Source organism: Caulobacter soli (assembly GCF_011045195.1).
Taxonomy (GTDB): domain Bacteria; phylum Pseudomonadota; class Alphaproteobacteria; order Caulobacterales; family Caulobacteraceae; genus Caulobacter; species Caulobacter soli.
In genome coordinates this window covers 4,905,807-4,930,129 of the sequence record NZ_CP049199.1, presented here as the reverse complement: position 1 = coordinate 4,930,129, position 24,323 = coordinate 4,905,807, and the positions used below count along the sequence as shown (strand labels likewise).

The following is a 24,323-nucleotide window of genomic DNA, read 5'->3' as shown; positions in this document are numbered from 1 at the left end:
CCCACCGGCGCGCCCCATCGCGCCGGTGACGCCTCCCATCGCAGCTCTCCGCCCTTTCGCTTCGTCCCGTTCCAGCGCCGATCCGTCGGCGGGGATGGCGCGCCGCCGTCAAACCCCTCCGACGTCGTCGCGACTGGATCCCCTTATTCGGGGACTCTCCAAACTCCGGCGCGACGACGTTCTCCCCGTCGCGCCGGTTTTTTGCCGCCCAATGTCCGCCCGCGTCCTCTGTCGCCCGGGCCGCTTCTCGAAGGTGTTGAATGACCGTTTGCTCCCGCCGCCTTCTGATCTTGGCCCTGATCGCGTCGACGGCCGTCGCCTCGCCCGGCCTTGTGCTGGCCCAATCGGCGACGGCTCACCCGGCCCAATGGCCCGCGGCGGCCAGCCTGGCGGCGATCACCGACGCCAAGACCGAGGCTTTCATCAGTGAGCTGATGAAGAAGATGAGCCTGGAGGAGAAGGTCGGCCAGACCATCCAGGGCGACATCGCCTCGATGACCCCGGCCGACCTGGAGAAGTACCCGCTGGGTTCGATCCTGGCCGGCGGCAATTCCGCGCCCGGCGGCGACGATCGCGCCCCGCCCAAGGCCTGGACCGACCTGGTCGACGCCTATCGCAAGCAGGCCCTGGCCCAGCGTCCGGGTCACACGCCGATCCCGATCCTGTTCGGCATCGACGCCGTGCACGGCCACAACAACATCGTCGGGGCCACGATCTTCCCGCACAATATTGGCCTGGGCGCCATGCGCGATCCGGCTTTGATCCGCCGCATCGGCGAGGCCACCGCGCAAGAGGTGGCGGCGGCCGGCGGCGACTGGACCTTCGGCCCGACCGTGGCCGTGCCCCGCGACGACCGCTGGGGCCGCAGCTACGAGGGCTATGCCGAGGACCCCGAGGTCGTGAAATCCTATTCCGGTCCCATGACCCTGGGCCTGCAGGGCGAGCTCAAACCGGGCAAGACCTTGGGCGCGGGCCACATCGCCGGTTCGGCCAAGCACTTCCTGGCCGACGGCGGCACCGACGGCGGCAAGGACCAGGGCGACGCCAAGATCCCCGAGTCCGAGCTGGTGGCCATCCACGCCCAGGGCTATCCGCCCAGCATCGACGCCGGCATCCTGACGGTGATGGCCTCGTTCTCCAGCTGGAACGGCCAGAAGATCACCGGCAACAAGACCCTGATCACCGACGTGCTGAAAGGCCGGATGGGCTTCCAGGGCTTCGTGGTCAGCGATTGGAACGCGCACGGACAGCTTCCGGGCTGCACCAATGTCAGCTGCCCCCAAGCGATGAACGCGGGGCTGGACATGTACATGGCCCCCGACAGCTGGAAGGGCCTCTACGACAACACCCTGGCCCAGGTGAAGTCGGGGCAGATCCCGATGGCGCGGCTGGACGACGCGGTGCGGCGCATCCTGAGGGTCAAGGTCAAGGCCGGGCTGTTCGAGCGCGTCGCGCCGACCACCCAGGGCCAGTTCGATCGTCTGGGGGCGGCCGATCATCGCGCGATCGCCCGCGAGGCGGTGGCCAAGTCGCTGGTGTTGTTGAAGAACGACGGCGTGCTGCCGATCAAGCCGGGCGCGCGGGTGCTGGTGGCCGGCGCCGCCGACGATATCGGCAAGGCCGCGGGCGGCTGGACTCTGACCTGGCAAGGCACGGGCAACAAGAACAGCGACTTCCCGCACGGCCAGTCGATCTGGGGCGGGATCGACGAGGCGGTGAAGGCCGCTGGCGGCCAGGCCGAGCTGGCGCCCGACGGCGCGTTCAAGACCAAGCCCGACGTCGCCATCGTGGTGTTCGGCGAGGACCCCTATGCCGAGTTCCAGGGCGACGTCACCAACCTCGGCTATCAGCTGGGCGACAAGACTGACCTGGCCTTGCTCAAAAGGCTCAAGGCCCAGGGGATCCCGGTCGTGTCGGTGTTCCTGTCGGGTCGTCCCCTGTGGGTGAACCCGGAGATCAACGCCTCCGACGCCTTCGTCGCCGCCTGGCTGCCGGGCTCGGAAGGCGGCGGCGTCGCCGACGTGCTGATCGCGGGCAAGGACGGCAAGTCCAGGCGCGACTTCCAGGGCAAGCTCGGCTTCTCCTGGCCCAAGCGCGCCGACCAGGGCCCGCTCAATCGCGGCCAGCCGGGCTATGACCCGCAGTTCGCCTACGGCTACGGCCTGTCCTACGCCAAGCCCGCCAAGGTCGGGACCTTGCCGGAAGACGCCGGCGACGTGGCCGCCGCCGGCAGCGTCGACCGCTATTTCGTGGCCGGCCGCGTGCCCGCGCCGTGGACGATGGACTTCGTGGGGGCCGGCTCGATCAAGCCCATCGACGCCGGAGCCCAGGAGAACGCCCGTCAGGCGGCCTGGACCGGGCAGGGCATGGCGGCCATCCACGGCCCGCCGGTGGACCTGTCGCGCCAGACCACCGGCGACATGGCGGTGATGGTCCGTTATCGGATCGACACGCCGCCGACCGGCCCGGTGTCGATGAGCATTGGCTGCAGCGACGACGCTTCATGCGGCGGGACGCTGGATGTCACCAGCCTGCTCAAGGCCTCCGAGCCCGGCGAATGGCGCAGCGTGAAGATCAAGCTGTCCTGCTTCCAGGCGGCGGGGGCGAAGATGAATCACGTCACCGCGCCGTTCGCGCTCGGCGCCAAGGGCGCGTTCGCGGTGTCGCTGACCGAGGTGCGGCTGGCCTCCAACGAGGGCGACGCGATCTGCCCGAAGTAGGGGGCGGCAAAACCGGTGCGTGGTCCTCGTCCTTCGACAGGCTCAGGATGAGGACCATTTCATAGGCTCGGTGCTAGAAAAACCTCATCCTGAGCTTGTCGAAGGACGAGGCTTTCACCACGGCCCAGCTATAGAGACGCCATGTCCCGCACCACGCCCGCCACTCTCGCCCTGACCAAGGCCGGGATCGAGTTCACCGTCCACGCCTACGACTACGACCCGGACGCCGACAGCATCGGCCTGGCCGCCGCCGCGGCGCTGGGCGAGGACCCGGCCCGGGTGCTCAAGACGCTGATGGCCCTGGTCGACGGCAAGCCGGTGCTGGTCATCGCGCCGTCCGACCGCGAGGTGGCGATGAAGAAGCTGGCGGCGGCCATCGGCGGCAAGTCGGCCCAGATGATGAAGCCCGCCGACGCCGAGCGGATCAGCGGCTACAAGGTCGGCGGCATCAGCCCCTTCGGCCAGCGCAAGTCTCTGCCGGCGGTGATCGAGGCCGACGCTCTTACGCAGGAGCGGGTTTACATCAACGGTGGCCAGCGGGGGCTGCAGGTGCGGCTGGATCCGAACGCGGCGCGGGACGTGCTGAAGGCCGTGGCGGCGCAGGTGTCGAGCTAGCCCCGAAACCGCATCGCCACGTCGCAGCGCTCATAGCGGCTGCCGAACAGCGCCATGATCTCGGCGTCGTGCTGGAAGCCCAGCTTCTCGTAGAGATGGATGGCCGGCCCGCATTTGGTGTTGGTCAGCAGGTATAGCCGCTCAGCCACGCCCATGGCCTTGGCCCGTTCCAGCGCCGCCGCCAGCAGGAACTCGCCGACCTTGCGGCCTCGCGCGGCCTCCAGCACGCCCATCTTGGTCAGCTCGAACCAGCCGTCCTTCATCTGCATGATGGCGCACGTGCCGACCACGCCCAGGTCCGGGGTTTCGGCGAACAGCACCGCCCCGCCCTTGTCGACGATCAGGTCGCGGGGGTTCTCCAACAGCGTGATGTCGTTTTCCTCCAGCGCGAACATCTGCGAGATCCAGGCGGCGTTGATGTCGTAGAAGGCCCCGGCCAGGTCGTCGGAAAAGTCGCGCACGCGCATGGCTGGCGTCAGTACGCGGTCGACCAGCGAGCGGCGGTCCAGTTCGGTCTCGATCATCGTGATCTCCTCCAGCAGGGCGGCGTGGCGGCCGCCGCACAGCGACATGGCGGCGGCCTCGACCTTGGGCCACAGGTCGCGTTCCAGCCTGTCCATCAGGGCCACGCCGTCCGCGCTCAGCGACAGCAGCTTCTGGCGCTGGTCCCGGCCCTCGCGGCTGACGTCGATCAGGCCCTGCTCGATCAGGGCCTGGATGGCGCGGGTGGCGGTCGGCTGGCTGATCCGCAGGTGTTGGGCGACGCCGCCCACGGTCTGCGGGCCTTGCTGTCGCAGCACGGCCAGGAACTGCTGCTGGGCCGGCTGGATCGGCAGGTCCAGGGCCTGCAGCGTGGCGGCCGCGTCGGTCTGCAATCGGTCGGCCAGGCGTTTCATCCGGCTGCCCAGGAAGGTCACGCCCAGGTCGGCGAGGGTGTCGGGGGTCATGATCGGACTCTTCGGGATCATAAGCATGTAGCACTATATACATAGCTATGTATCTGGTTTGGCAAGTCCAAATCGCCGGCGATGTGCGCGACACGACACAGGAACGAACCCCGCCCGTCGGTGTTTTCAGCTCACCCAGCGCCCATGGATGAGCGGAACACGCGCCATGACCTCCCTCATCCGCCGCATCCGCTCGATCGCGTTGTTCGAGCAGCTGGGTCCCGGCCTGGTCACCGGCGCGGCCGACGATGATCCTTCCGGTATCGCCACCTATTCGCAGACCGGCGCGCGGTTCGGCTATGGCCTGCTGTGGACCCTGTTGCTGACCTATCCGCTGATGTGCGCGATCCAGCTGGTCAGCGGCCAGATCGGCCGGGTCACGGGCAAGGGGCTGGCCCGCAACATGGGCGAGGTGATCCCCCGGCCCGCCGTGACGGCCCTGGTCGCCCTGCTGTTCATCGCCAACACCATCAATATCGGCGCGGATCTCGCGGCCATGGGCGCGGCGGCGCAATTGCTGGCGGGCGGCGGCGCGCATCTGTTCACGATCGGCTTCGCGGTCGCCTCGCTGCTGCTGCAGATGTTCATCCCCTACAAGCGCTATGTCCGGTTCCTGAAATGGCTGACCCTGGTGCTGTTCGCCTATGTCGCCGTGGTGCTGGTCGTGAAGCTGGACTGGGCCGACGTCGGGCGCGGCCTGGTCATGCCGGACCTCAAGCTGCTGGGCTCCAAGGAGGCCATCACCACGATCGTGGCGGTGTTCGGCACCACGATCAGCCCCTACCTGTTCTTCTGGCAGACCGCCCAGGAGGTCGAGGAAGTCGATCACAATGACCAGGCCCGCCCCCTGACCGAGGCGCCCGAGCAGGCCAGGCCCGAGATGCGCCGCATACGGATGGACACCTTCTTCGGCATGGCGGTGTCGAACCTGATCGCCATGGCCATCATGATCGCCACCGCCGCCACCCTGCACGCCACCGGCAAGACCGAGATCGCCACGGCGGCCGACGCGGCCAAGGCCCTGGAGCCAGCGGCGGGCCAGTTCGCCTTCCTGCTGTTCAGCCTGGGCATCGTCGGCACCGGCCTGTTGTCGATCCCGGTGCTGGCCGGCTCGGCGGCCTATGCGGTGGGCGAGACCCGGGGCTGGACCTGCGGGCTGGACGCCAAGCCGTGGGAGGCGGTCGGTTTCTATGCGGTGATCGGCGCGGCCACCCTGCTGGGCGTGGGCCTGGACCTGGTGAAGATCGATCCGATCCAGGCGCTGTTCTGGAGCGCGGTGATCAATGGCGTGATCGCCGTGCCGATGATGGTGGTGATGATGCTGGTCGTCTCGCGCCGCGACCAGATGGGACGCTTCATCGCCGGCCCGACCCTGAAGCTGTTTGGCTGGCTGGCCACGGGGGTGATGGCCGTCGCGGCGGCGGCGATGTTCGTGGCTATGGTGTGATCGCGCGGCGCTTCGCGGGCTGATCCCGCAATCGGAATGGTGGCAATTATGGAATTGCAACCATGGTTTCTGGATGCCATGCTGAACGCGGCGTCGGGGACGCTCTGGCGCTGCGGTTCATCGCGCCGCAAGGAAATACATCATGACGAGCCTTCGTCGTATCGCCGCTCGCGCAGTGGCGGCGATCGTGTTCGCGTTCGCGACCCTCTGCATTTTCGGTCCCGTCCAGGCCGCTCCCATCGGCGCCGAGGTGATGCTGGTCAACACCCAGACCGGCAAGTGCCTGACCATCGCGGGCGGGGTCAGTACGGACAACAATGTCGAAACCGTGCAGTTCAACTGCGACGCCGACCCTTCCAGGCGCTGGACGTTGAACCAGGTGGCGGGCGCCGACATCTACCAGATCCGCAACGTGCGCACGGGCAAGTGCCTGACGATCGCGGGCGGGCGCAGCACCGACAACAACGTCACGGCCCTGCAGTTCAACTGCGACGGCGATCCCTCGCGCACCTGGCACATCACCGATGTCGGCGGCAACGGCCTGCACCAGATCCGCAACGTCCAGACCGACAAGTGCCTGACGATCGCCGGTGGGCGCAGTACGGACAACAACGTGACGGGGCTGCAGTACAACTGCGACGGCGACCCATCGCGGACGTGGATCCTGCGACTGAAGCTTCAGCGGCCGGGGGAGTAGGGGTCTAATTAAATCCGCTCATCCCGGCGAAGGCCGGGACCCAGATCCCTTAGCGGTGTGGCTGATTGGATGAGCTCAGCGCTCATGGCGTCAACCTCAAAGCCATTCCATCTGGGTCCCAGCCTTCGCCGGGATGAGCGGTGTTTGAGTTAAACGTCCACCTCGGCGTCCAGGGCGTTCTCCTGGATGAACTCGCGGCGCGGTTCGACGAGGTCGCCCATCAGGCGGCTGAACATGTCGTCGGCGTCGTCGGCGTGGTTGACGCGCACCTGCAGCAGGGTGCGGGCCTCGACGTCCAGGGTGGTTTCCCACAGCTGGTCGGGGTTCATCTCGCCCAGGCCCTTGTAGCGTTGGATCGACAGGCCCTTGCGGCCGGCGTCCAGCACCGCGCCCAGCAGGTCGAGCGGACCACGCACGGTGGTCGACTTGTCCTTGCGGCGGAAGATCGCCGCGCCCGAGAACACCTCGGCCAGGGCCGTGGCGCGCTCGGCCCAGCGGCGGGCGTCGGCGGCGTGCAGCAGGCCGTCGTCCAGCACCACGCTCTCGGTGACGCCGCGGCGGATACGCTTGAACACATAGGCGGTGTCGCCGCGCTCGCCCGACCACGGGCCGTCGCCTTCTTCCGCATAGAGATCAAGGCGCTTGGCGGCGGCGGCGATGTCGGGGTTCTCGCCGAACAGGCCGGCCAAGGCCGCCTGCTCGATGGCGAAGGCCGGGGCGCGCTGCGACAGGCGATCGATATTGCCCTTGGCCGAACGGCACAGCTGGACCAGGGCCAGCAGGTCCTGGCCCATGCGGCGCTCGCCGGAGGCCAGGTCCAGTTCCGCCCCGTCGACGCCTTCGTCGACCAGGAAGGCGTCCATCTCGCTGTCGTCCTTCAGATAGCGCGACGACTTGCCCTTGGCGGCTTTGTAGAGCGGCGGCTGGGCGATGTAGATGTAGCCGCGCTCGATCAGCTCCGGCATCTGACGATAGAAGAAGGTCAGCAGCAGGGTGCGGATGTGGGCGCCGTCGACGTCGGCGTCGGTCATCAGCACGATCTTGTGGTAGCGCACCTTGTCCGGGTTGAAGTCGTCGCGGCCGATGCCAGCGCCCAGCGCCGTGATCAGCGTGCCGATCTGGTCGGACGACAGCATCTTGTCGAAGCGCGCGCGCTCGACGTTCAGGATCTTGCCGCGCAGGGGCAGGACGGCCTGGTTGTCGCGGTTGCGGGCCTGCTTGGCCGAGCCGCCGGCCGAGTCGCCCTCGACGATGAAGATCTCGGACTTGGCCGGATCGCGCTCGGAGCAGTCGGCCAGCTTGCCGGGCAGGCTGGTGATGTCGAGGGCGCTCTTGCGGCGGGTCAGTTCGCGGGCCTTGCGGGCGGCTTCACGGGCGGCGGCGGCCTCGGCGATCTTCGAAACGATGGCCTTGGCTTCGTTCGGGTGCTCCTCGAACCAGGTGGCCAGGCCCTCCTGCACCAGGCTTTCGACGGCCGGACGCACTTCGGACGAGACCAGCTTGTCCTTGGTCTGCGAGCTGAACTTGGGGTCTGGCACCTTGACCGAGAGCACGCAGGTCAGGCCTTCGCGGGCGTCTTCGCCGCCGACGCTGACCTTTTCCTTCTTGGTGATGCCCGAGCTCTCGGCGTAGCCGGTGATGATCCGGGTCAGCGCCCCGCGGAACGCCGACAAGTGCGTGCCGCCATCCCGCTGGGGGATGTTGTTGGTGAAGCACAGCATGTGCTCGTGGTAGCTGTCGTTCCACCACAGGGCCAGATCGACTTCGACCTTGTCCTTGCGGCCGCGAATGACGATCGGCTGCTTGAGCAGCGGGGTCTTGGCCTTGTCGAGGTGGCGGACGAAGGCCTCGATGCCGCCCTCGTAGTGCAGCTTTTCTTCCCACGGCTCGGCGTCGCGCAGGTCGCGGAAGAAGATCGTCACGCCCGAGTTCAGGAAGGCCAGTTCGCGCAGGCGATGCTCCAGCGTCTTCCGGTCGAACTCGATGAAGGCGAAGGTTTCCAGGCTGGGGAAGAAGGTCACTTCCGTGCCGGTCAGGGTCTCGCCGGCCTTGGGGCCTTCCGCGCGGACGGGCGAATCGCCGGTCTGGGCCAGCGAGGTCACCGCGTCGCCGCGCTCGAAGCGCATCTGATAGCTGTGGCCGTTGCGGTGGATCTTCAGTTCCAGCCAGTCGCTGAGCGCGTTGACGACCGAGACGCCCACGCCGTGCAGGCCGCCCGAGACCTTGTAGCTGTTCTGGTCGAACTTACCGCCGGCGTGCAGCTGGGTCATGATGACCTCGGCCGCCGAGACGCCTTCGCCCTCGTGGATGTCGACCGGGATGCCGCGACCGTCGTCGGTGACCGTCACCGAGCCGTCGGCGTTGAGGATGACCTCGACCTTGGTGGCGTGGCCGGCCAGGGCCTCGTCGATGGCGTTGTCGACCACCTCATAGACCATGTGGTGCAGGCCCGAGCCGTCATCGGTGTCGCCGATGTACATGCCGGGGCGCTTGCGCACCGCGTCCAGGCCCTTGAGCACCTTGATGGAGTCGGCGCTGTATTCGCCCTGCATCACTTCGGGAGCCGACATTTCCGAACCGTCGGCGGTGGTCAGACGGTCGCCGGAATTGTCCTCGACGGGGCCTTTGGTCTCTTCGGTCATACGTCTTCCAATGCGGTCAGGCCGAGTTCGCTGACGCGAACGCCGAGAGCCCGACCTTTCAGGTGGTCGAACAGCGACTGGTCCGTGCCTGTGAGAAAGGCCTGGAGCCCGAGCGCCGTGAGTTCGTCGGCCAGGGCGGCCCGCCTTTTCAGGTCGAGATGCGCGGCGACTTCGTCGAGCAACAATATAGGATTCGGTGCGTCCTTCGCACGCGAAAGTCGCGCCGCCTGGGCCAGAACCAGGTTCAGAATCAGCGCTTTCTGCTCTCCGGTCGAACATTCGGCGGCCGGACGGTCCTTGTCGACGTGGTGGATGGCCAGATCGCCCCGGTGCGGGCCGGTCAAGGCCCGTCCGGCGGCCCCATCGCGGGGCCTCGCGGCGGCCAGGGCGGCGGCCAATTTGAGCTCGATCTCGGCGGTTTCGACCCCCTCCAGCGCCAGTTTTTCCCACTCGCCGGTCAGGGCCAGGCGGGCGCGAGGGAAGGGGCGGTCGCCGCGGCTGTCGATCTCGGTCTGCAAGGCTTGAAGGGTGCGAGCCCGGGCCCCGGCCATCAGGGCGCCGGCCTGGCCCAGGCGGGCCTCCAGGGCCGTCAGCCACACGGTGTCGGCCGGCTGGCCGCTCTCAACCGCGTCGGTCAGCAGGCGCATGCGCTCGCGCTGGGCCTTGTCGTAGGCGTTGGCGTGGCGGGCGTGGTCGGGCTCGCCGGCGAACACCAGGCGGTCGAAGAACTTGCGCCGCTCGCCGGCGGCTTCCAGGAACAGGCGGTCCTGGGCCGGGGTCAGCCAGATCGGGCGCACATGGTCGGCCAGCCGCCCGGGCGGAACGGTCTCGCCCTCGATGCGGACGATGCGGCGGGCCGCGCCGGCCAGCTCGACGCCGGCGCCCAGGCGGACCGGCTCGTCGTCGCCGCTCTGGGCTTCCGCCGACACCGCCCAGGCGCGGCCGGTCGTTTCACCGGGCAAGCGGCGTCCGACCTCCGGCAGGCTGGCGCTACGCAGGCCCTTGCCCGGCGACAGCAGGCTGATGGCTTCCAAGAGGTTGGTCTTGCCCGCCCCGTTGGCCCCAAACAGATAGACGCTGGCGCCCTCCGGACGCAGGGTCGCCCGCTCGTAGGAGCGAAAGTCGGTCAGGGTCAGCGAAAGAAGGGCGGCGCGGCTCACCGGGGGGTTCTAGCCTATTCGGGCCGCAGGTCTAAATCTCTGACCTGTCCTCGTCGCGGCCCTTCAACGGTTGTCATCCCGGAAGCCTCGCAGAGGCTGTCCGGGACCCAGGGGACTGGGCTCTGGCTCAATGCGGTTCACCTGGGTCCCGGACAAGCGCTACGCGCTTTCCGGGATGACAACGGTGATGAGGGCCTACCGTGTCAGCCGAACTTGTAGCCGCACAGCTTGTTGCCATCCAGGTCGCGGAAATAGGCGAAATAGACGCCTGGCATCCGCTCGCCCGGCGCGCCCTCGCAGCGTCCGCCCAGGGCGATGGCCTTGGCGTGGAAGGCGTCGACCTCCTCGCGGCTCTCGCAGTCGAAGCCGCCCATGGTGCCGTTGCCGACGCAGGCCGGGTTGCCGTCGTGGGGGCCGAGCACCCCGAACAGGCCGCCGTCCTTGCCGCGATAGAGCCGCCCGCCCGAGGGGTGTTCGTACATGCCCTTCATGCCGATCGATCCCAGCAGGGCGTCGTAGAAGGCCTTGGCCTCCTCGAGCTTGTTGGACCCCACCGTCATGTAGCTGACCTTCGCCATGCGCCGTCTCCCGTCTTTTTATGAAACGGAGGATAGCGTGGGGCGTAGCGGGGGCAAGATGTCGAGCGTGCTTAGCGCGCGGGCGTTGCGGGCGGCTTGCGCCGCCCGGTCCGGCGTGCATGAATAGCGGTAACAGAGCCCTGGGGAGGGGACATGAAACTCAAGCCTTTGGGCGCTTCGCGCCAGTGGTCCCGGACCAACCCCGAACTCGCCATGGCGACCGGCTGGGCCGTCGTCTGCGGCGCCCTGTGGCTGGTCGCGCGGATGCTCGGGGTGGCCTGAGGACCAGGACCGAGAGGCCCGGCGATCAGGCCGGAGCGTAGCTCAGTCTGATCACGTCCTCGCCCATGGGGTCGCTGGCGACCAGGCGCAGCGACGGCCGCGACCCGGCGAAGAACGGCGCGCCGCCGCCCAGCACGACCGGGTGAAGATAGATCCGATACTCGTCGATGAGGCCAAGCTCGGTCAGGCTCCGCGCCAGGTCCGGCCCGCCGACTTCGATCTCCCCGACGTGCGCGGCCTTCAGGTCGCGGATCGCCGTTCCGAGATCGCCCTCGACAAGCGTGGCGTTGGGGCCGATCGACTTCAGAGAGCGTGACACGACCCACTTCGGATTGCCGCGCCAGGCCGCCGCGAAGTCGCGCCTCGGCGCGTCCCATTCGGGATGATCCTCGTCCCAATAGCGCATGATCTCATAGAGGCGACGGCCGTACAGGCTGCCGGTCAGGCCGCGCGTCTGGTCGATGAAGTGGCGGAAGAGCCCGGGGCCCGGCCCGAATCCCATGTGGTCGACATAGCCGTCCAGGGACTGATTCATGCCAAAGAACAGCTTCGCCATGCCGCGCGCCTCGAGGTCGCCGAAGGGATGGTGGCGAGGTTGCGCGGAATCCCTGTCGGGCGCAATCGGCGCGCCGGACAGCAAAACGGGCGCACGCGGCGCCCGTCTTTCTCGAAGGGTAGGGGGAGCGGGCCCTACACCCGCAGCGGCATCAGCACGTACTTCACGCCCGGATCGGTCGGGTCGACCACCAAGGTGGGGCTGGCCGGGTCGGCGAAGCGGAATTCGGCGATCGGGCCGCCGATCTGGCCGCAGACGTCCAGCAGGTAGCGGGCGTTGAAACCGATCTCGAAGGCCTCGCCGTCGTAGTCGACCTCGACCTCCTCGACGGCCTGGCCCGCTTCCATGTTGCGCACGGTCAGGGTGATGCGGCCCGGCTCGACTGCCAGTTTCACCGAACGGCTCTTCTCGGCCGAGATGGTGGCCACGCGGTCGACGGCCTTGGCGAACAGGTCGTTGTCCAGCGTCAGGATCTTGGCGTTATCGCGCGGGATGACGCGCAGATAGTCGGGGAAGGCGCCGTCGATGACCTTGGAGGTCAGGGCCGCGCGGCCGAACTCGAAGCGGATCTTCTGGGCCGAGATCTGCAGGTCGACCTGCTCGCCGGCCGATTCCATCAGGCGGCGGGCCTCCTGGATGGTCTTGCGGGGCACGATCACGCCGGGCAGGCCGGCCGAGCCTTCCGGCGCGTCCATTTCGGCCAGGGCCAGGCGGTGGCCGTCGGTGGCCACGGCGCGCAGCTTGGTCACGCCGCCGTCGTTGACGGTGTGGAGATACAGGCCGTTCAGATAATAGCGGGTCTCTTCAGTCGAGATCGCGAACCGGGTCTTGTCGATCAGCCGGATCAGCTCGTTGGTGTCGACCGAGATGCGGCCCGACAGGCCGTCATTGCTCATCACCGGGAAGTCGCCGGCCGGCAGCACCGGCAGGTTGAAGCGCGAGCGGCCGGCCTGGATCACCAGGCGGGGATCGTCGCCGCTGAAGCTGAGCGAGACGTCCGAGCCGTCGGGCAGCTTGCGGACGATTTCGTACAGCGTGTGGGCCGGGGCGGTGATCTGGCCGGGCACGTCGATCTGGGCCAAGCCCTCGTCGATGATCTCCATGTCCAGGTCGGTGGCCGAGAACGACAGGGTGTCGCGATCGGCCGACAGCAGGATGTTCGACAGGATCGGGATGGTGTTGCGGCGCTCGACGACGCTCTGCACGTGACCCAGCGCCTTCAGCAGCGCCGCCCGCTCGATGGTAAGCTTCATATCTCGGTCCAGGCTCGGGGTCGCCGCCGAACGAGAGAATCCCTCTGCGGCCCCGTCATGATTGGACTTGCGACATTAGCGCAAACCGCGACCGGGGGAAGGCCTGGGCGCGGCGAAATGCGCACCCAGGCCTCCGATCATGTTCGCCTAGACCGCCGCCGCGCTCTCGGCCCGGGCCGGAAGCACCCAGCCGGGCCGGATGAAGTGGCAGGTGTAGCCGTTGGGAATGCGCTCCAGATAGTCCTGGTGCTCGGGCTCGGCTTCCCAGAACGGGCCGGCCGGTTCGACCTCGGTCACCACCTTGGCGGGCCACAGGCCGGAGGCGTCGACGTCGGCGATGGTGTCCAGCGCGACGGCCTTCTGGGCCTCGCTGGCGTAGTAGATCGCCGAGCGATAGCTGAGGCCGATGTCGTTGCCCTGGCGGTTCTTGGTCGTCGGGTCGTGGATCTGGAAGAAGAATTCCAGGATCTTGCGATAGCTGATCACGTCCGGGTCGAAGACGATCTCGATCGCCTCGGCGTGGGTGCCGTGGTTGCGATAGGTGGCGTTGGGCACGTCGCCGCCGGAATAGCCGACGCGGGTCTTCAGCACGCCGGGATAGCGGCGCAGCAGGTCCTGGACGCCCCAGAAGCAGCCGCCGGCGAGGATCGCGGTTTCGGTGGTCATGGGAAGACGGCCTTTCGTCAGAGGAATGGGCGAGGCTACATGTTGGGCTTGAGCGGGGCGCGTGCAAGCGGGCCTGTCCAGCCTGGAAAGAATGTCCGTGTCGCGACCCGCCGTCTTGTTCGTTTGTCTCGGAAACATCTGCCGTTCGCCCCTGGCCGAGGCCGCCTTCCGCCAGGAGGCCGAGCGGCGCGGGCTGGACGTCGAGATCGATTCGGCCGGCACCGGCGCCTGGCATGTGGGGCATCCGCCCGACCGCCGGGCCCAGGCGGTGGCCTTGCGGCACGACGCCGACATCGCCGGCTATCGCGGCCGGCAGGTCAAGCCCGAAGACTTTCGCCGCTTCACCCACGTGGTGGCGCTGGACCGCGACAATCTCGCGGACCTGAAACGGATCAGGCCGTCGGATGGGACGGCCGAGTTGCTGTTGCTGCTGGACGCCGTCGAGGGCCGCCAGGGCAAGTCGGTGGCCGACCCGTACTACGGCGACGACGCGGACTTCGACATCACCTGGGCCGACGCGGTGGCGGGGGCGAAGGGGCTGGCGGACCGGATCGAGAGCCAATCCTAAATTCCGCTCATCCCGGCGAATGCCGGGACCCAGATCTTTTAGCGGTGTGGATGATTGGAGGGGCTCAACGCTAGTGGCGTCAGCCTCAAAGCCATTCCATCTGGGTCCCGGCATTCGCCGGGATGAGCGGATATTTTTAGATCAGGCCTTGGTATCGAACGCCCCGCCCGACGCGTCGCCGTTGCTGGCGTAGGGGTTCGCGCCCGCCGCCGGTTCGGCCGGGGCGCCTGGGCCCCTGGAGCCCTTGGCGGCCACGGCGACCATGGCCGGGCGGACCAGGCGGCCCATCAGCTCGTAGCCGGTCTGCAGCACCTGGATGACGCCGCCGGCGGCGACCTCGTCCGAGGGCTGCTCCATCACCGCCTGGTGCAGGTGGGGATCGAACTTCTCGCCCTTGCCCGGCGCGATCTGCTTGAGGCCGTTGCGCTCAAACGCCGACAGCAGTTCCTTCTCGGTCATCTCGACGCCGATGATGAAGTTGCTGACCGCCGCATCCTGCGACTCGCGGGGGCTGTGGGCGGTGGCGCGCGACAGGTTGTCGGCCACGCCCAGCAGGTCGCGGGCGAACTTCTGGATGGCGTAGGCGCGCGCGTCGTTCATCTCGCGCTCGGCGCGGCGCTTGGTGTTCTCGGCCTCGGCGGCGAAGCGCAGCGCCTGATCCTTCAGCGCCGCCACTTCCAGCTTCAGCGCCTCGATTTCCTGCGACGCGTCCTCCCAAGAGCCATTGGGGGTTTCGAAGGCCACGTCCTCGGCCGGCGTCGTTTCGTCGGTCATCTCGTCCTCATCCGTCCATCATCCGGCCGAGCACGCGGGCGGTATAGTCCACCAGCGGGATCACCCGGGCATAGTTTAAGCGGGTGGGGCCGATCACGCCGATCGCCCCCAGCACCTTCTGTCGGCCCGTCATATAGGGCGCCGCGATCAGGGAGGAACCCGAAAGCGAAAAGAGTCGCGTTTCGGCCCCGATGAAAATGCGCACGCCTTCCGCCGAGCGGACGTCGTCCAGCAGGCCGATCAGTTGGCCCTTCTGCTCCAGGTCGTCGAACAGCCGCCGCACGCGCTCCAGATCCTCTCGGGCGCTGGCGTCGGCCAGCAGGTTGGCCCGGCCTCGGACGATCAGGGCGCGGTCGGCGTCGTCGCCGCCGCTCCAGGCGGCCAGGCCGTCCTCGACCAAACGCGCCGCCGTGACGTCCAGTTCACGCCGGGCTGTATCGAGCTCGGCGGCCATCTCGGCCTTGGCCTCGTTCAGGGTGCGGCCGCGCAGGCGGGCGTTGAGGAAGTTCGAGGCCTCCTGCAGCGAGGCGGGGGTGACGCCGGCCGAACGCTTCATCAGCCGGTTCTCGACCGTGCCGTCGTCGAACACCATGATCGCCAGGGCCTGGTCCGCGCCCAGGGCCACGAACTCCACGTGCTTGACCCCGCCCTCGCGGACCGGGGCGACCACCACGCCGGCCCCACCGGCCAGGCCCGACAGGATGGCGCTGGCCTCGCCCATCGCCTCCTCGAAGGATCGGCCGTGGGCGAACAGGCGCGATTCGATGGTCCGGCGCTCGTCCTCGCCGATGTCGCCGACCTCCAGCAGGCCGTCGACGAACATCCGCAGGCCCGCGTGGGTGGGGATGCGGCCGGCGCTGGTGTGGGGGGCGTCCAGCAGGCCCAGCTGGGCCAGGTCCTGCATGGTGTTGCGGATCGAGGCCGGCGACAGCTGCACCCCGCCGCGCGAAATGGTCCGCGAGCCGACCGGTTCTCCGGTCTCCAGATAAGATTCCACGACCCGGCGAAAGATATCGCGAGCCCGCGAGTCCAGGTCCGTGAGGCTGGGCGTCTGGGCGGAAAACCCCGAAAAAAGCTGTGTCATGAAGCCTTCGAACGCGCCCTTTCGGGTCCTTTCGGGTTCGACGGGATTGCCAAGGGGATTGGACGAGCCCGTCTTAACTAGGATAAGCGGCCCCATCCTATCACGCCAAGCCCCGGAGTTTCCCATGCGTCCGTCCGAACGCGCCCCAGATCAAACGCGCGAAGTCACGCTGGAAACCGGCGTCAACCGCTATGCCGAAGGCTCGTGCCTGGTCAGCTTCGGCCACACCAAGGTGCTGGTCACCGCCACGGTCGAGGAAAGCGTCCCCGGCTGGATGCGCAACAAGGGCGCCGGCTGGGTCACGGCCGAGTACGGCATGCTTCCCCGGGCCACGCATACGCGCGGTCGCCGTGAGGCCGCTCAGGGCAAGCAGAGCGGCCGCACCCAGGAAATCCAGCGCCTGATCGGCCGCTCCCTGCGCGCCGTGGTCGACATGAAGGCCCTGGGCGAGCGCCAGATCAGCCTGGACTGCGACGTCATCCAGGCCGACGGCGGCACCCGCACCGCCGCCATCACCGGCGCCTGGGTCGCCCTGCGCCTGGCCGTGAACTACCTGCTGGAAGAGGGCGTGCTGAAGACCGACCCGATCCTGGGCCAGGTGGCGGCCGTCTCCTGCGGCGTCTTCAAGGACACTCCGGTGCTCGACCTCGACTACGAGGAAGATTCCAGCGCCGAGGCCGACAGCAACTTCGTGCTGACCGACGCCGGCGACATCGTCGAAATCCAGGCCACCGGCGAGAAGCGCGGCTTCACCCGCGGCGAGTTCGAGCAGTTGTTCGCTCTGGCGGAAAAAGGGATTGGGGAACTGTTCGTGAAGCAGCGCGAAGCGGTTTCGGGGAAGTGATCCCGATCCCTCTCCCCTTGCGGGAGAGGGTGGCCCCACGGAGTGGGGTCGGGTGAGGGGTTGAAAAACGACAAAGCCGCGTCCAGTCGCAAGACCGGGCGCGGCTTTTGCTTTTGAGAGACCCCTCATCCGTCGGCTTTGCCGACACCTTCTCCCGCAAGGGGAGAAGGATTTAGTCCTCCTCGTGAGCCTCCCCCGGCCCAGGCTCGTAGCTCATCAGATCCCCCGGCTGGCATTCCAGCTCGCGGCACAGGGCGTCCAGCGTGGTGAAGCGCACGGCGCGGGCCTTGCCGGTCTTGAGGATCGACAGGTTGGCGATGGTCACGCCGACCCGGTCCGACAGCTCGGTCAGCGACATGCGCCTTTCCAGAAGGATGCGGTCCAATTGCACGCGGATGGCCATGGGGTTCTTAAGTCTCCGCGTCGTCAGATTGTCAGTTCGGCTTCCCGGCGAAGGCGCGCGCCCTCGCGGAAGACCTCGGCCAGAACGAACACCACCAGGACCGGGAACCAGGCGCTAAGGCTGAACGAGCCGTCGACGACCTTGGTGTCCGGCGCCAGCCACTTGGCCAGGGCGGCGAAGATGTAGTGGCCGATCTCCAGAGCGGCCAGGACCAGGCCCACCACCCGCAGGCGGCGGACGTTGTCGGGATGGAACGGGTCGCCGGCGGTCAGGGTCGAGAACACCCGGCGCAGACGCTCGACGATCACCATCCAGCCTCCCGAAAGCAGCGCCCAGGCGCCCAGGGCGCCGGCGAACAGCGGCCCCTTGTTGATTAGTTCGTCGACCGAGCTGCCGATATGCAGTTTCGAGGTGATCAGTTCGGGATTGAAGCTGAGCAGCAGCACGGCGACCGTGAAGATCGCCAACAGGCTGACCCAGACCCACAGACCCACATAGATCACGTCGAGAATGATCTTCAGAAAACTCGATACCGAGCCTGGCCCCAAGGCGCGCATCCGCTGTCCCCTCTCCCCTCAAGCCGAAACGCCGACCATGCCCCGACGGATCGGGGCCGGTCAAAGGCGCGCTGGATCTTGGGTCAGAACGTCTTGATCGCGAAGGTCACAGCGGCGAGCGGCAGACCGGCGATCAGCGTCAGCGTGGCCAGGCGGGTGGCGACGGCGTCGACGATGCGGAACAGTCTGGCGGCGGACATGGCGGGCCTTCGAAACGGGTGGGGCGAAACGGATGCGGGACGGAGCCGACATGGCGCTGTTCCCATGACGCCAAGATAAGGAGCGATTGTGACGTCGCCAATGTCGCTTATCGATAAACGATATTAAACCTCTGTAATGATCGCGCTCACCGAACGGAATATTCCGGGTGTGGCGCCGGGGCCACCATTGGGGTTCGCGAGTGGCTTAGGCGGCGTCGTTCACTTCGATCGGAGCAGGCTTCAGCCGCAGCCCCAGCGCCGCGACGATCTTCAACACGGTCTCCAACTGGGGGTTTCCGCCTTCCTTCAAGCCTTTGTAGAGGCTCTCGCGCCCCAGGCCGGTCTTCTCGGCGACGGCCGTCATGCCCTTGGAGCGGGCGATGACGCCGAGCGCATGGGCGACATAACCCGCATCACCGGTCGCTAGCGCATCCTCAAGGAAAGCCACCACGGCCTCGGGCGTGTCGATATATTTCGCTGCGTCGAAGGGCGTCGTCTTCGTGCTGGTCATCACATATCTCCGGTTGCGGGCTCGGCGAAGCCCGGTTGGCGAGGTTTAAAGCCCACTCGCCAGGGCTTTGGCTCTCTCGATGTCCCTGCTTTGTGTTCGCTTGTCGCCTCCGCAGAGGACGACGATCAGAACGTCGCCTCGACGGATGAAGTAGATTCGGAAGCCCGATCCATAGTGGACGCGGGCTTCGCTGATCCCTTCGCCGACAGGGCGAACATCGCCCATCAAGCCGTAGCTGATCCGGCTCAGGCGGGCGTTGATCGCGTGGATAGCGCGAGCATCTTTCAGACCCTCGAGCCATTCGGTGAACTCGTCGGTGACGCGAACCTCGATCATGGGTTCTGTATCTCATGGGATACAGCAATGTCGCAAGTGAAATCGTATCCTGTAGGATACGATGGCCCGCTGGCCGTCCATCGAGATTTCGAAAGCCGTCACGCGAACCTTGCGGGCGAAGGGCGACATGGAGGAGTAGAGAGGCCGTATGGGAAATTGTCCGAGAGGAGAGACGCGATGACGCTGAAGCTGGAAGCCGGAACCAAGCTCGTCGCGGCGACGCACAACCCCGGCAAGGCCAAGGAGCTGCACGCCCTGCTCGACGGTCGTTTCGAGGTGCTGACCGCGGGGAGCCTGAACATTCCCGAGCCGGACGAAACCGAGACGACCTTCGTCGGCAACGCCCTGCTCAAGGCCCGCCATGCCGCCGACCTGTCGGGGCAGATCGCCCTGGCCGATGACTCGGGGATGTCGGTCGCGGCCCTTGATGGCGCGCCGGGCATCTATTCGGCGCGCTGGGCCGGGCCGTCCAAGGACTTCGCCCTGGCCATGGACAAGGTCGCCGAGCGCATCGAGGAGACGGGATCGGAAGACCGCGCCGCCTGGTTCACCTGCGCCCTGGCCGTGGCCTGGCCCAACGGCGGCCCGGCGGTGGTGGTGCAGGGCGAGGTCCACGGGACCCTGACCTTCCCGCCGCGCGGCGACCGGGGCTTCGGCTACGACCCGATCTTCATCCCCAATGGCCACGACCAGACCTTTGGCGAGATGGAGCCAGCCGCCAAGGACGCCATGAGCCACCGCGCCGTGGCGTTCGAGAAGCTGAAGGCGGCGCTGTTTGAGTGACGCTTCACCGCCGGTGGGGCCGTCGCTGGGCGTCCCATTGGGCGTCTACGTCCACTGGCCCTACTGCGCCAAGATCTGCCCCTATTGCGACTTCAACGTCGTGCGGGACCGAGGCAAGACCGACGAGCAGGCGGCCCTGGCCGACGCCATCGTCGCCGACCTGAAGGCCCAGCGGGAGCTGACCGGCCCGCGTCCCCTGCTGTCGATCTTCTTCGGCGGCGGCACGCCCTCGCTGATGGATCCCGCCCAGGTCGCCCGGGTGATCGAGACCGCCAAGGCGCTGTGGACCCCGGCCGACGACCTGGAGATCAGTCTCGAGGCCAATCCGACCGACGCCGAGACCGACCGCTTCGAGGCCCTGGCCGCGGCGGGGGTGGCGCGGCTGTCGCTGGGCGTCCAGGCCCTGAACGACGAAGCCCTGGCGCTGCTGGGCCGCAACCACGACGCCGGCTCGGCTCGACGCGCGATCGCCGTGGCCGCCAAGGCCTTCCCGCGCCTGTCGGCCGACCTGATCTACGCGGTGCCGGGCCAGACGGTGGAGGCCTGGACGCGGGAGCTGGGCGAACTCCTCGCCTATGGCCCCGAGCACGTCTCGCCCTATCAGCTGACCATCGAACACGGCACGGCCTTCGACCGCGCCGTCGGGCGGGGCAAGCTGGTCGTGCCCGACGAGGACCTGGCCGCTAGCCTGTTCGAGACGACTCAGTCGGTGCTGGAAGCCGCCGGCTTCGACGCCTACGAGGTCTCCAACCATGCCCGGGGACAGGCGGCTCGCTCGCGCCACAACCTCGTCTATTGGCGCGGCCATGACTATGTCGGGGTCGGTCCGGGGGCGCATGGCCGCCTGACGCTTCCGGATGGAAAGCTGGCCACCACGGCCCAGCGGAAGATCGCCGACTACATCCGCGCGGTCGCCGAAACCGGCGTCGGCTTCGAGCGCGAGGCTCTCACCGCCCTCGAGGCCGCCGAGGAGCGCCTGCTGCTGGGCCTGCGCATCGACGACGGTGTGAGCTTCGCCGAGATCGCCGCGCTGGACCTGTCGCCGGACACGCCCAAGGTGAAAACCCTGGTCGAGGCCGGCCTTCTGGTCGACGATCCGCTCCGGCTTCGCGCCACCCGATCGGGCCGTCTTGTACTGGACCGGCTGACAGGAACGCTCGCGACCTGATAACCCTGTCGGCAGATCATGCGTAACCGCGTCGTCGGCGCCCCGTTCGCGTCGACCCAGTCCGCCGGAAAGTAAGCCCTTGAGCCGCCAGCTTGCCCCGCCCGCCTTGTCCGACGCGCCGCTGGCCCCCGGGCTCTATCTGGTGGCGACGCCGATCGGCAACCTGCGCGACATCACCCTGCGGGCCCTGGACGTGCTGGCCGGCTGCGACGTCCTGCTGGCCGAGGACACCCGGGTGTCGGGCAAGCTGCTGGCCGCCTACGCCATCTCCAAGCGGCTGCAGCGCTATGACGAGCACGTCGCCGACCGCGAAACGCCGCGCATCCTGGAGCGGCTGGAGGCGGGCGAGCGGGTCGCCCTGGTCTCGGACGCCGGCACCCCGATGGTCTCCGACCCCGGCCTGCGCCTGGCCCAGGCGGTGATCGCGGCCGGTCATCAGGTCTTCCCGATCCCCGGCGCCTCGGCGGCCCTGGCGGCCCTGACCCTGGCGGGCCTGCCCACCGACCGCTTCCTGTTCGCCGGCTTCCCGCCGACCAAGACCGCCGCGCGCAAGACCTTCTTCGAGGACCTGGCCAATGTCCGCGCCACCCTGATCTTCTACGAGGGCGCTTCGCGGGTGGCCGACAGCCTGGCCGACATGGCCGCCGTGTTCGGCCCGCGTCCCGGCGCGGTGGCCCGGGAGCTGACCAAGCTCTACGAGACCTGCATTCGCGGCCCGCTCGACGTGCTGGCCGCCGACCCCCGCTTCGAGGCCCCCAAGGGCGAGATCGTGATCCTGGTCGGACCTGGCGAGGACGAGGTCGCCACCGCCGCCGACGCCGAGACGGCCCTGCGCGAGGCCATGAGCCGCCTGCCGCTGGGCGAGGCCGCGTCGGAGGTCGCCAAGGCCCTGGGGCTGTCGCGCAAGGACCTCTATCGCCAGGCCCTGGCGATGAAGGAGGCCGGATGAGCCTAGCCCGGCCCGTCCGTCCCGAACGCCAGGCGCAGAGGAAGGCGCGCGGCGTCGCCGCCCGCCTGTCGGGCCGTCGCGCCGAGGTGGTCGCGGCCCTGTGGCTGATGGCCAAGGGCTATCGGATCCTGGGCTTCCGCCTGGCCACGCCGCTGGGCGAGATCGACCTTCTGGCGCAACGCGGCGGCGTGCTGGCCGTTGTTGAGGTCAAGAGCAGGACCAGTCTGGAGGCCGCGCTGGAAGCGGTGACCTACGAGCAGAGGGCCCGTCTGCGCCGGGCCGGCGCGCACATCGCCGCCCACCGCGCCGGCCTGCGCGACGCCGTGGTCCGGCTGGATCTGATCGCCCTCGCGCCCGGCCGTCGTCCTCGTCATGTCGCTAATGCCTGGATGGGCGACCAATGACGCGGGAGGAGGCCGAAGCCCTGCTGACCGAGGTCGGCCAGCGTCCGGACAAGGCCTTTCCGCTGTTCGAGGCGGCCCTGGCCTGCGCCGTGCACGACGATCCGGATCGCGACCTGGGCCCCGTCCTCGACATGGCCAAGGCGGCGGTCGACCGTCTGACCGACCGCCTGAAGTCCGAATCGCCCGAGGAGGCCATCGCCGAGGCCATGGCCGGAGATCTGCGGCTGTCGGGCGACCTGATCACCTACGACCACCCTGACAACGCCGACGTCATCGCCGTGGCCGAGCGCCGCAAGGGCCTGCCGGTGGCGCTGGGGGTGTTCTACCTGCACGCCGGCCGCGCCTGCGGCCTGGAGCTGCACGGCGTCGACTTCCCGGGCCACTTCCTGTTGCGGATCGAGACCGAGGAAGGTCCCCTCGCGCTCGACCCGTTCAGCGAGGGGCGGGTGGTGCTGCCGTCCGAGCTGTCGCGCCGGGCCCTGCACACCGGCTTGATGCCCGATGTCGCCGCCAAGCTGGACGTGCTGATGAGCCCGATCTCGGATCGCGCCGTGTTGATCCGTCTACAGAACAACATCTTCGCCCGCGCCCAGCAGTCTCGCGATTGGGGACGGGCCGAGCGTTCGGCCTTGCGGCGGGCCCTGCTGGATCCCACCGACCACCACCCCTGGCTGGACGTCGCCGCCGCCCGCGAAGGCCAGGGCGCCCTGGCCGGGGCGTTGCAGGCCCTGTCCCGCGCCCAGGTCCTGGACGGCGGCGCCGCCATCGCCGCGCGGGCCGCGCGCGAGCGGATGCGGATGCGGCTGAATTAGCGTCATCTTCTCCTCACCCGTGAAACGGGGGAGGGGGACCACGAAGTGGTGGAGGGGGCGTCACCGTCGCACCGTGGTGGCCTGACGCCCCCTCCGTCACGCTGCGTATTCGCAGCGCGCCACCTCCCCCGCTGCGCGGGTGAGGAGCTCGTGCCTAGTGCTGCGGCCGCGCCGCCACGAACCGCGCGACCGAGTCGCGGAAGGTCTGTACGTCCTTGTTCAGCTGCACCAGCTTGTCGACGCCCAGCCCGGCCGAGGCGAACAGCGTCTGGCCCAGGCAGGCGCTGCGGGCCTGCATGTCGCGGCCCTGGTCGGTCAGGCTGACGACGACCTGGCGCTCGTCGGCGGGATTGCGTTCCCGCGACAGCAGGCCGGCGGCCTCCATGCGCTTGATCAGCGGCGTGACGTTGCTGGAATCCAGGCCCAGCCGCTCGGCGATCGCTCCGACGCTCTGGCCGTCCACCTCCCACAGCGCGCTCAGCACCAGGTACTGCGGATAGGTGATCTCCAGGGCGTCGAGCAGCGGCTTGTAGGCGCGGTTGATCGCCAGGCTGGCCCCGTACAGCGAGAAGCACAGCTGGTCATCGAGGGTGAGGGTGCGGCCGGGATTCGGCATGAAGGGCTCCTGGGCGGACTCTGGCCTTAGCGCAAAAATAGATGTCGTGACAAATAATGACTCGACAAGGATCGCGGTGGGCGGCTAGATCCAATAATATGTCACGACATAGAATGTCGCGACATCAACAAACCTTTCGTCCTTCCGCCAACCTTCCGATGGAGGCCAGCATGGCCAACGACACCACCTCTTCGCGCGCCGCCGCCGGCGCGCTCGTGCGCTACTATCTGCTCCGCGCCGTCGTGGCCGCCGTCTGGGTCGCGGCCGCCTTCACGGTCGGCGCGGCCAATCCGCTGATCGGCGGCGTGCTGCTGGTGCTCTATCCGGCGTGGGACGCGTTCGCCAATGCGCGGGACGCCCAGGCCAACGGCGGCTTCCGCGCCAATGTCCCGCAAGCCTTCAACACCGTCGTCAGCGCCCTGGTCGCTTTGGGCGTGCTGGCGGCGCTGCGGATCGACCCGAGCCTGGTGCTGGTGCTGTTCGGAGCCTGGGCGGCGCTGGCGGGGCTGCTGCAACTGGCGGCCGGCGTGCGTCGCTGGCGGACCTATGGCGCTCAGTGGGCGATGATCCTCAGCGGCGCCCAGTCGGCCCTGGCGGGCGGGTTCTTCGTCAGCAAGGCCGCCGCGCCGCCGGCCGGGTCCTTGGTCACCGTCATCGCCCCCTACGCCGCGTTCGGGGCCTTCTATTTCCTGGTCTCGGCCGTCGCCTTGGCGGTGAAGGCGCGGCGCGTGGCCAGGCCTGCCTGAAGTGA

Annotated in this window: 27 protein-coding genes and 1 pseudogene; 14 read left to right on the top strand and 14 right to left on the bottom strand. The window is 68.2% G+C overall.

The features are described from left to right. Positions 1–260 precede the first annotated feature (260 nt). Positions 261–2,720, top strand: a complete 2,460-nt coding sequence (locus tag G3M62_RS22970; protein WP_165190861.1) for a glycoside hydrolase family 3 protein — start codon at positions 261–263, stop codon at positions 2,718–2,720. 141 nt (positions 2,721–2,861) lie between these two features. Further along, positions 2,862–3,335, top strand: a complete 474-nt coding sequence (ybaK, locus tag G3M62_RS22965) for a Cys-tRNA(Pro) deacylase (protein ID WP_165190860.1) — start codon at positions 2,862–2,864, stop codon at positions 3,333–3,335. Here the strand turns inward: ybaK and G3M62_RS22960 are convergent. Next, positions 3,332–4,282 carry a bifunctional helix-turn-helix transcriptional regulator/GNAT family N-acetyltransferase gene (locus G3M62_RS22960; RefSeq protein ID WP_165190859.1) on the bottom strand — a complete coding sequence of 317 codons (951 nt, stop codon included), beginning with the start codon at positions 4,280–4,282 and terminating at the stop codon, positions 3,332–3,334. The two genes, ybaK and G3M62_RS22960, sit on opposite strands and share 4 nt — an antisense overlap. Before the next feature lie 166 nt (positions 4,283–4,448). Here G3M62_RS22960 and G3M62_RS22955 point away from each other — a divergent pair, with 166 nt between their 5' ends. Both G3M62_RS22955 and G3M62_RS22950 read left to right on the top strand, forming a co-directional pair. Continuing rightward, a complete protein-coding gene (locus G3M62_RS22955; protein WP_165190858.1) occupies positions 4,449–5,729 on the top strand; it encodes an NRAMP family divalent metal transporter in 1,281 nt (426 codons plus the stop codon). A 142-nt stretch (positions 5,730–5,871) separates the two neighbouring features. Continuing rightward, complete coding sequence (locus G3M62_RS22950) at positions 5,872–6,426, top strand: RICIN domain-containing protein (RefSeq protein ID WP_165190857.1); 555 nt, start codon at positions 5,872–5,874, stop codon at positions 6,424–6,426. Positions 6,427–6,575: 149 nt separating this feature from the next. On the opposite strand, the gene gyrB is transcribed toward G3M62_RS22950, so the two are convergent. The 3 genes from gyrB to G3M62_RS22935 all read right to left on the bottom strand — a co-directional run bounded on the left by gyrB (position 6,576) and on the right by G3M62_RS22935 (position 10,806). After that, positions 6,576–9,068: a DNA topoisomerase (ATP-hydrolyzing) subunit B gene (gyrB, locus tag G3M62_RS22945; RefSeq protein WP_425483800.1), complete on the bottom strand. Its 2,493-nt coding sequence runs from the start codon at positions 9,066–9,068 to the stop codon at positions 6,576–6,578. Beyond that, the gene (recF, locus tag G3M62_RS22940) at positions 9,065–10,228 is read right to left on the bottom strand and encodes a DNA replication/repair protein RecF (protein WP_165190856.1); all 1,164 of its coding nucleotides are present in this window, start codon (positions 10,226–10,228) and stop codon (positions 9,065–9,067) included. The genes gyrB and recF overlap by 4 nt, the downstream gene beginning before the upstream one ends. A gap of 203 nt (positions 10,229–10,431) precedes the next feature. Continuing rightward, entirely contained in the window at positions 10,432–10,806 is a 375-nt protein-coding gene (locus G3M62_RS22935; RefSeq protein ID WP_165190855.1) for a VOC family protein, read from the bottom strand. 153 nt (positions 10,807–10,959) lie between these two features. Here G3M62_RS22935 and G3M62_RS26815 point away from each other — a divergent pair, with 153 nt between their 5' ends. Beyond that, positions 10,960–11,088: a hypothetical protein gene (locus G3M62_RS26815; protein WP_281360073.1), complete on the top strand. Its 129-nt coding sequence runs from the start codon at positions 10,960–10,962 to the stop codon at positions 11,086–11,088. Between the two features lie 25 nt (positions 11,089–11,113). Here G3M62_RS26815 and G3M62_RS22930 read toward each other — a convergent pair whose 3' ends face one another. The 3 genes from G3M62_RS22930 to msrA form a co-directional block, all read right to left on the bottom strand. After that, on the bottom strand, positions 11,114–11,644 hold the full coding sequence (locus G3M62_RS22930; RefSeq protein ID WP_165190854.1) for a dihydrofolate reductase family protein: 531 nt from the start codon (positions 11,642–11,644) through the stop codon (positions 11,114–11,116). Positions 11,645–11,778: 134 nt separating this feature from the next. Then, on the bottom strand, positions 11,779–12,897 hold the full coding sequence (gene dnaN / locus G3M62_RS22925; RefSeq protein WP_165190853.1) for a DNA polymerase III subunit beta: 1,119 nt from the start codon (positions 12,895–12,897) through the stop codon (positions 11,779–11,781). 147 nt (positions 12,898–13,044) lie between these two features. Then, positions 13,045–13,563 carry a peptide-methionine (S)-S-oxide reductase MsrA gene (gene msrA / locus G3M62_RS22920; RefSeq protein ID WP_165190852.1) on the bottom strand — a complete coding sequence of 173 codons (519 nt, stop codon included), beginning with the start codon at positions 13,561–13,563 and terminating at the stop codon, positions 13,045–13,047. Between the two features lie 97 nt (positions 13,564–13,660). Here msrA and G3M62_RS22915 point away from each other — a divergent pair, with 97 nt between their 5' ends. Continuing rightward, complete coding sequence (locus tag G3M62_RS22915; protein ID WP_246263391.1) at positions 13,661–14,131, top strand: low molecular weight protein-tyrosine-phosphatase; 471 nt, start codon at positions 13,661–13,663, stop codon at positions 14,129–14,131. A 141-nt stretch (positions 14,132–14,272) separates the two neighbouring features. On the opposite strand, the gene grpE is transcribed toward G3M62_RS22915, so the two are convergent. Together grpE and hrcA are read right to left on the bottom strand one after the other, a co-directional pair. Next, positions 14,273–14,905: a nucleotide exchange factor GrpE gene (grpE, locus tag G3M62_RS22910; RefSeq protein WP_165190850.1), complete on the bottom strand. Its 633-nt coding sequence runs from the start codon at positions 14,903–14,905 to the stop codon at positions 14,273–14,275. 7 nt (positions 14,906–14,912) lie between these two features. Next, positions 14,913–15,989, bottom strand: a complete 1,077-nt coding sequence (gene hrcA, locus G3M62_RS22905; RefSeq protein ID WP_165190849.1) for a heat-inducible transcriptional repressor HrcA — start codon at positions 15,987–15,989, stop codon at positions 14,913–14,915. Positions 15,990–16,113: 124 nt separating this feature from the next. Between hrcA and rph the strand changes: the two genes are divergently transcribed. Further along, positions 16,114–16,833 (top strand): ribonuclease PH, encoded by a 720-nt coding sequence (gene rph, locus G3M62_RS22900; protein WP_165190848.1) that lies wholly within the window; start codon positions 16,114–16,116, stop codon positions 16,831–16,833. Between the two features lie 172 nt (positions 16,834–17,005). Here the strand turns inward: rph and G3M62_RS22895 are convergent, their stop codons facing one another. The 4 genes from G3M62_RS22895 to G3M62_RS22880 form a co-directional block, all read right to left on the bottom strand. Continuing rightward, the gene (locus G3M62_RS22895) at positions 17,006–17,236 is read right to left on the bottom strand and encodes a helix-turn-helix domain-containing protein (RefSeq protein WP_165190847.1); all 231 of its coding nucleotides are present in this window, start codon (positions 17,234–17,236) and stop codon (positions 17,006–17,008) included. A gap of 23 nt (positions 17,237–17,259) precedes the next feature. Next, the gene (locus G3M62_RS22890) at positions 17,260–17,793 is read right to left on the bottom strand and encodes a DUF2975 domain-containing protein (protein WP_165190846.1); all 534 of its coding nucleotides are present in this window, start codon (positions 17,791–17,793) and stop codon (positions 17,260–17,262) included. A 405-nt stretch (positions 17,794–18,198) separates the two neighbouring features. Continuing rightward, positions 18,199–18,504, bottom strand: coding sequence for an addiction module antidote protein (locus tag G3M62_RS22885; RefSeq protein ID WP_165190845.1), 306 nt, complete (start codon positions 18,502–18,504; stop codon positions 18,199–18,201). Between the two features lie 45 nt (positions 18,505–18,549). Further along, positions 18,550–18,840 carry a type II toxin-antitoxin system RelE/ParE family toxin gene (locus tag G3M62_RS22880; RefSeq protein ID WP_165190844.1) on the bottom strand — a complete coding sequence of 97 codons (291 nt, stop codon included), beginning with the start codon at positions 18,838–18,840 and terminating at the stop codon, positions 18,550–18,552. A 177-nt stretch (positions 18,841–19,017) separates the two neighbouring features. Here G3M62_RS22880 and rdgB point away from each other — a divergent pair, with 177 nt between their 5' ends. The 6 genes and pseudogenes from rdgB to G3M62_RS22850 form a co-directional block, all read left to right on the top strand. Then, positions 19,018–19,623, top strand: coding sequence for an RdgB/HAM1 family non-canonical purine NTP pyrophosphatase (rdgB, locus tag G3M62_RS22875; RefSeq protein ID WP_165190843.1), 606 nt, complete (start codon positions 19,018–19,020; stop codon positions 19,621–19,623). Between the two features lie 13 nt (positions 19,624–19,636). Next, complete coding sequence (hemW, locus tag G3M62_RS22870) at positions 19,637–20,791, top strand: radical SAM family heme chaperone HemW (RefSeq protein WP_165191415.1); 1,155 nt, start codon at positions 19,637–19,639, stop codon at positions 20,789–20,791. A gap of 79 nt (positions 20,792–20,870) precedes the next feature. Continuing rightward, positions 20,871–21,740, top strand: a complete 870-nt coding sequence (rsmI, locus tag G3M62_RS22865) for a 16S rRNA (cytidine(1402)-2'-O)-methyltransferase (RefSeq protein ID WP_165190842.1) — start codon at positions 20,871–20,873, stop codon at positions 21,738–21,740. Beyond that, a complete protein-coding gene (locus tag G3M62_RS22860; RefSeq protein WP_165190841.1) occupies positions 21,737–22,144 on the top strand; it encodes a YraN family protein in 408 nt (135 codons plus the stop codon). Before rsmI ends, G3M62_RS22860 begins: the two co-directional genes overlap by 4 nt. Next, positions 22,141–22,956, top strand: a complete 816-nt coding sequence (locus G3M62_RS22855; protein WP_165190840.1) for a SirB1 family protein — start codon at positions 22,141–22,143, stop codon at positions 22,954–22,956. Before G3M62_RS22860 ends, G3M62_RS22855 begins: the two co-directional genes overlap by 4 nt. Positions 22,957–22,965: 9 nt before the next feature. Next, positions 22,966–23,103, top strand: a pseudogene (locus G3M62_RS22850) (hypothetical protein); the annotation flags it as partial. Between the two features lie 7 nt (positions 23,104–23,110). Here the strand turns inward: G3M62_RS22850 and G3M62_RS22845 are convergent. After that, entirely contained in the window at positions 23,111–23,572 is a 462-nt protein-coding gene (locus tag G3M62_RS22845; RefSeq protein ID WP_165190839.1) for a MarR family winged helix-turn-helix transcriptional regulator, read from the bottom strand. A gap of 170 nt (positions 23,573–23,742) precedes the next feature. On the opposite strand from G3M62_RS22845, the gene G3M62_RS22840 reads away from it, so the two are divergent. After that, complete coding sequence (locus tag G3M62_RS22840) at positions 23,743–24,318, top strand: DUF308 domain-containing protein (RefSeq protein ID WP_165190838.1); 576 nt, start codon at positions 23,743–23,745, stop codon at positions 24,316–24,318. Positions 24,319–24,323: the final 5 nt, after the last annotated feature.

Coding starts and splice junctions, on each gene's coding strand:
- G3M62_RS22845 (WP_165190839.1), bottom strand. CDS start 23,572: ATGCCGAATCCCGGCCGCACCCTCACCCTCGATGACCAGCTGTGCTTC.
- G3M62_RS22840 (WP_165190838.1), top strand. CDS start 23,743: ATGGCCAACGACACCACCTCTTCGCGCGCCGCCGCCGGCGCGCTCGTG.
- rdgB (WP_165190843.1), top strand. CDS start 19,018: ATGACGCTGAAGCTGGAAGCCGGAACCAAGCTCGTCGCGGCGACGCAC.
- G3M62_RS26815 (WP_281360073.1), top strand. CDS start 10,960: ATGAAACTCAAGCCTTTGGGCGCTTCGCGCCAGTGGTCCCGGACCAAC.
- gyrB (WP_425483800.1), bottom strand. CDS start 9,068: ATGACCGAAGAGACCAAAGGCCCCGTCGAGGACAATTCCGGCGACCGT.
- G3M62_RS22935 (WP_165190855.1), bottom strand. CDS start 10,806: ATGGCGAAGGTCAGCTACATGACGGTGGGGTCCAACAAGCTCGAGGAG.
- G3M62_RS22895 (WP_165190847.1), bottom strand. CDS start 17,236: ATGGCCATCCGCGTGCAATTGGACCGCATCCTTCTGGAAAGGCGCATG.
- G3M62_RS22855 (WP_165190840.1), top strand. CDS start 22,141: ATGACGCGGGAGGAGGCCGAAGCCCTGCTGACCGAGGTCGGCCAGCGT.
- msrA (WP_165190852.1), bottom strand. CDS start 13,563: ATGACCACCGAAACCGCGATCCTCGCCGGCGGCTGCTTCTGGGGCGTC.
- G3M62_RS22930 (WP_165190854.1), bottom strand. CDS start 11,644: ATGGCGAAGCTGTTCTTTGGCATGAATCAGTCCCTGGACGGCTATGTC.
- ybaK (WP_165190860.1), top strand. CDS start 2,862: ATGTCCCGCACCACGCCCGCCACTCTCGCCCTGACCAAGGCCGGGATC.
- G3M62_RS22860 (WP_165190841.1), top strand. CDS start 21,737: ATGAGCCTAGCCCGGCCCGTCCGTCCCGAACGCCAGGCGCAGAGGAAG.
- rph (WP_165190848.1), top strand. CDS start 16,114: ATGCGTCCGTCCGAACGCGCCCCAGATCAAACGCGCGAAGTCACGCTG.
- grpE (WP_165190850.1), bottom strand. CDS start 14,905: ATGACCGACGAAACGACGCCGGCCGAGGACGTGGCCTTCGAAACCCCC.
- G3M62_RS22950 (WP_165190857.1), top strand. CDS start 5,872: ATGACGAGCCTTCGTCGTATCGCCGCTCGCGCAGTGGCGGCGATCGTG.
- G3M62_RS22885 (WP_165190845.1), bottom strand. CDS start 18,504: ATGACCAGCACGAAGACGACGCCCTTCGACGCAGCGAAATATATCGAC.
- G3M62_RS22960 (WP_165190859.1), bottom strand. CDS start 4,282: ATGACCCCCGACACCCTCGCCGACCTGGGCGTGACCTTCCTGGGCAGC.
- G3M62_RS22955 (WP_165190858.1), top strand. CDS start 4,449: ATGACCTCCCTCATCCGCCGCATCCGCTCGATCGCGTTGTTCGAGCAG.
- dnaN (WP_165190853.1), bottom strand. CDS start 12,897: ATGAAGCTTACCATCGAGCGGGCGGCGCTGCTGAAGGCGCTGGGTCAC.
- G3M62_RS22970 (WP_165190861.1), top strand. CDS start 261: ATGACCGTTTGCTCCCGCCGCCTTCTGATCTTGGCCCTGATCGCGTCG.
- hrcA (WP_165190849.1), bottom strand. CDS start 15,989: ATGACACAGCTTTTTTCGGGGTTTTCCGCCCAGACGCCCAGCCTCACG.
- G3M62_RS22880 (WP_165190844.1), bottom strand. CDS start 18,840: ATGATCGAGGTTCGCGTCACCGACGAGTTCACCGAATGGCTCGAGGGT.
- G3M62_RS22890 (WP_165190846.1), bottom strand. CDS start 17,793: ATGCGCGCCTTGGGGCCAGGCTCGGTATCGAGTTTTCTGAAGATCATT.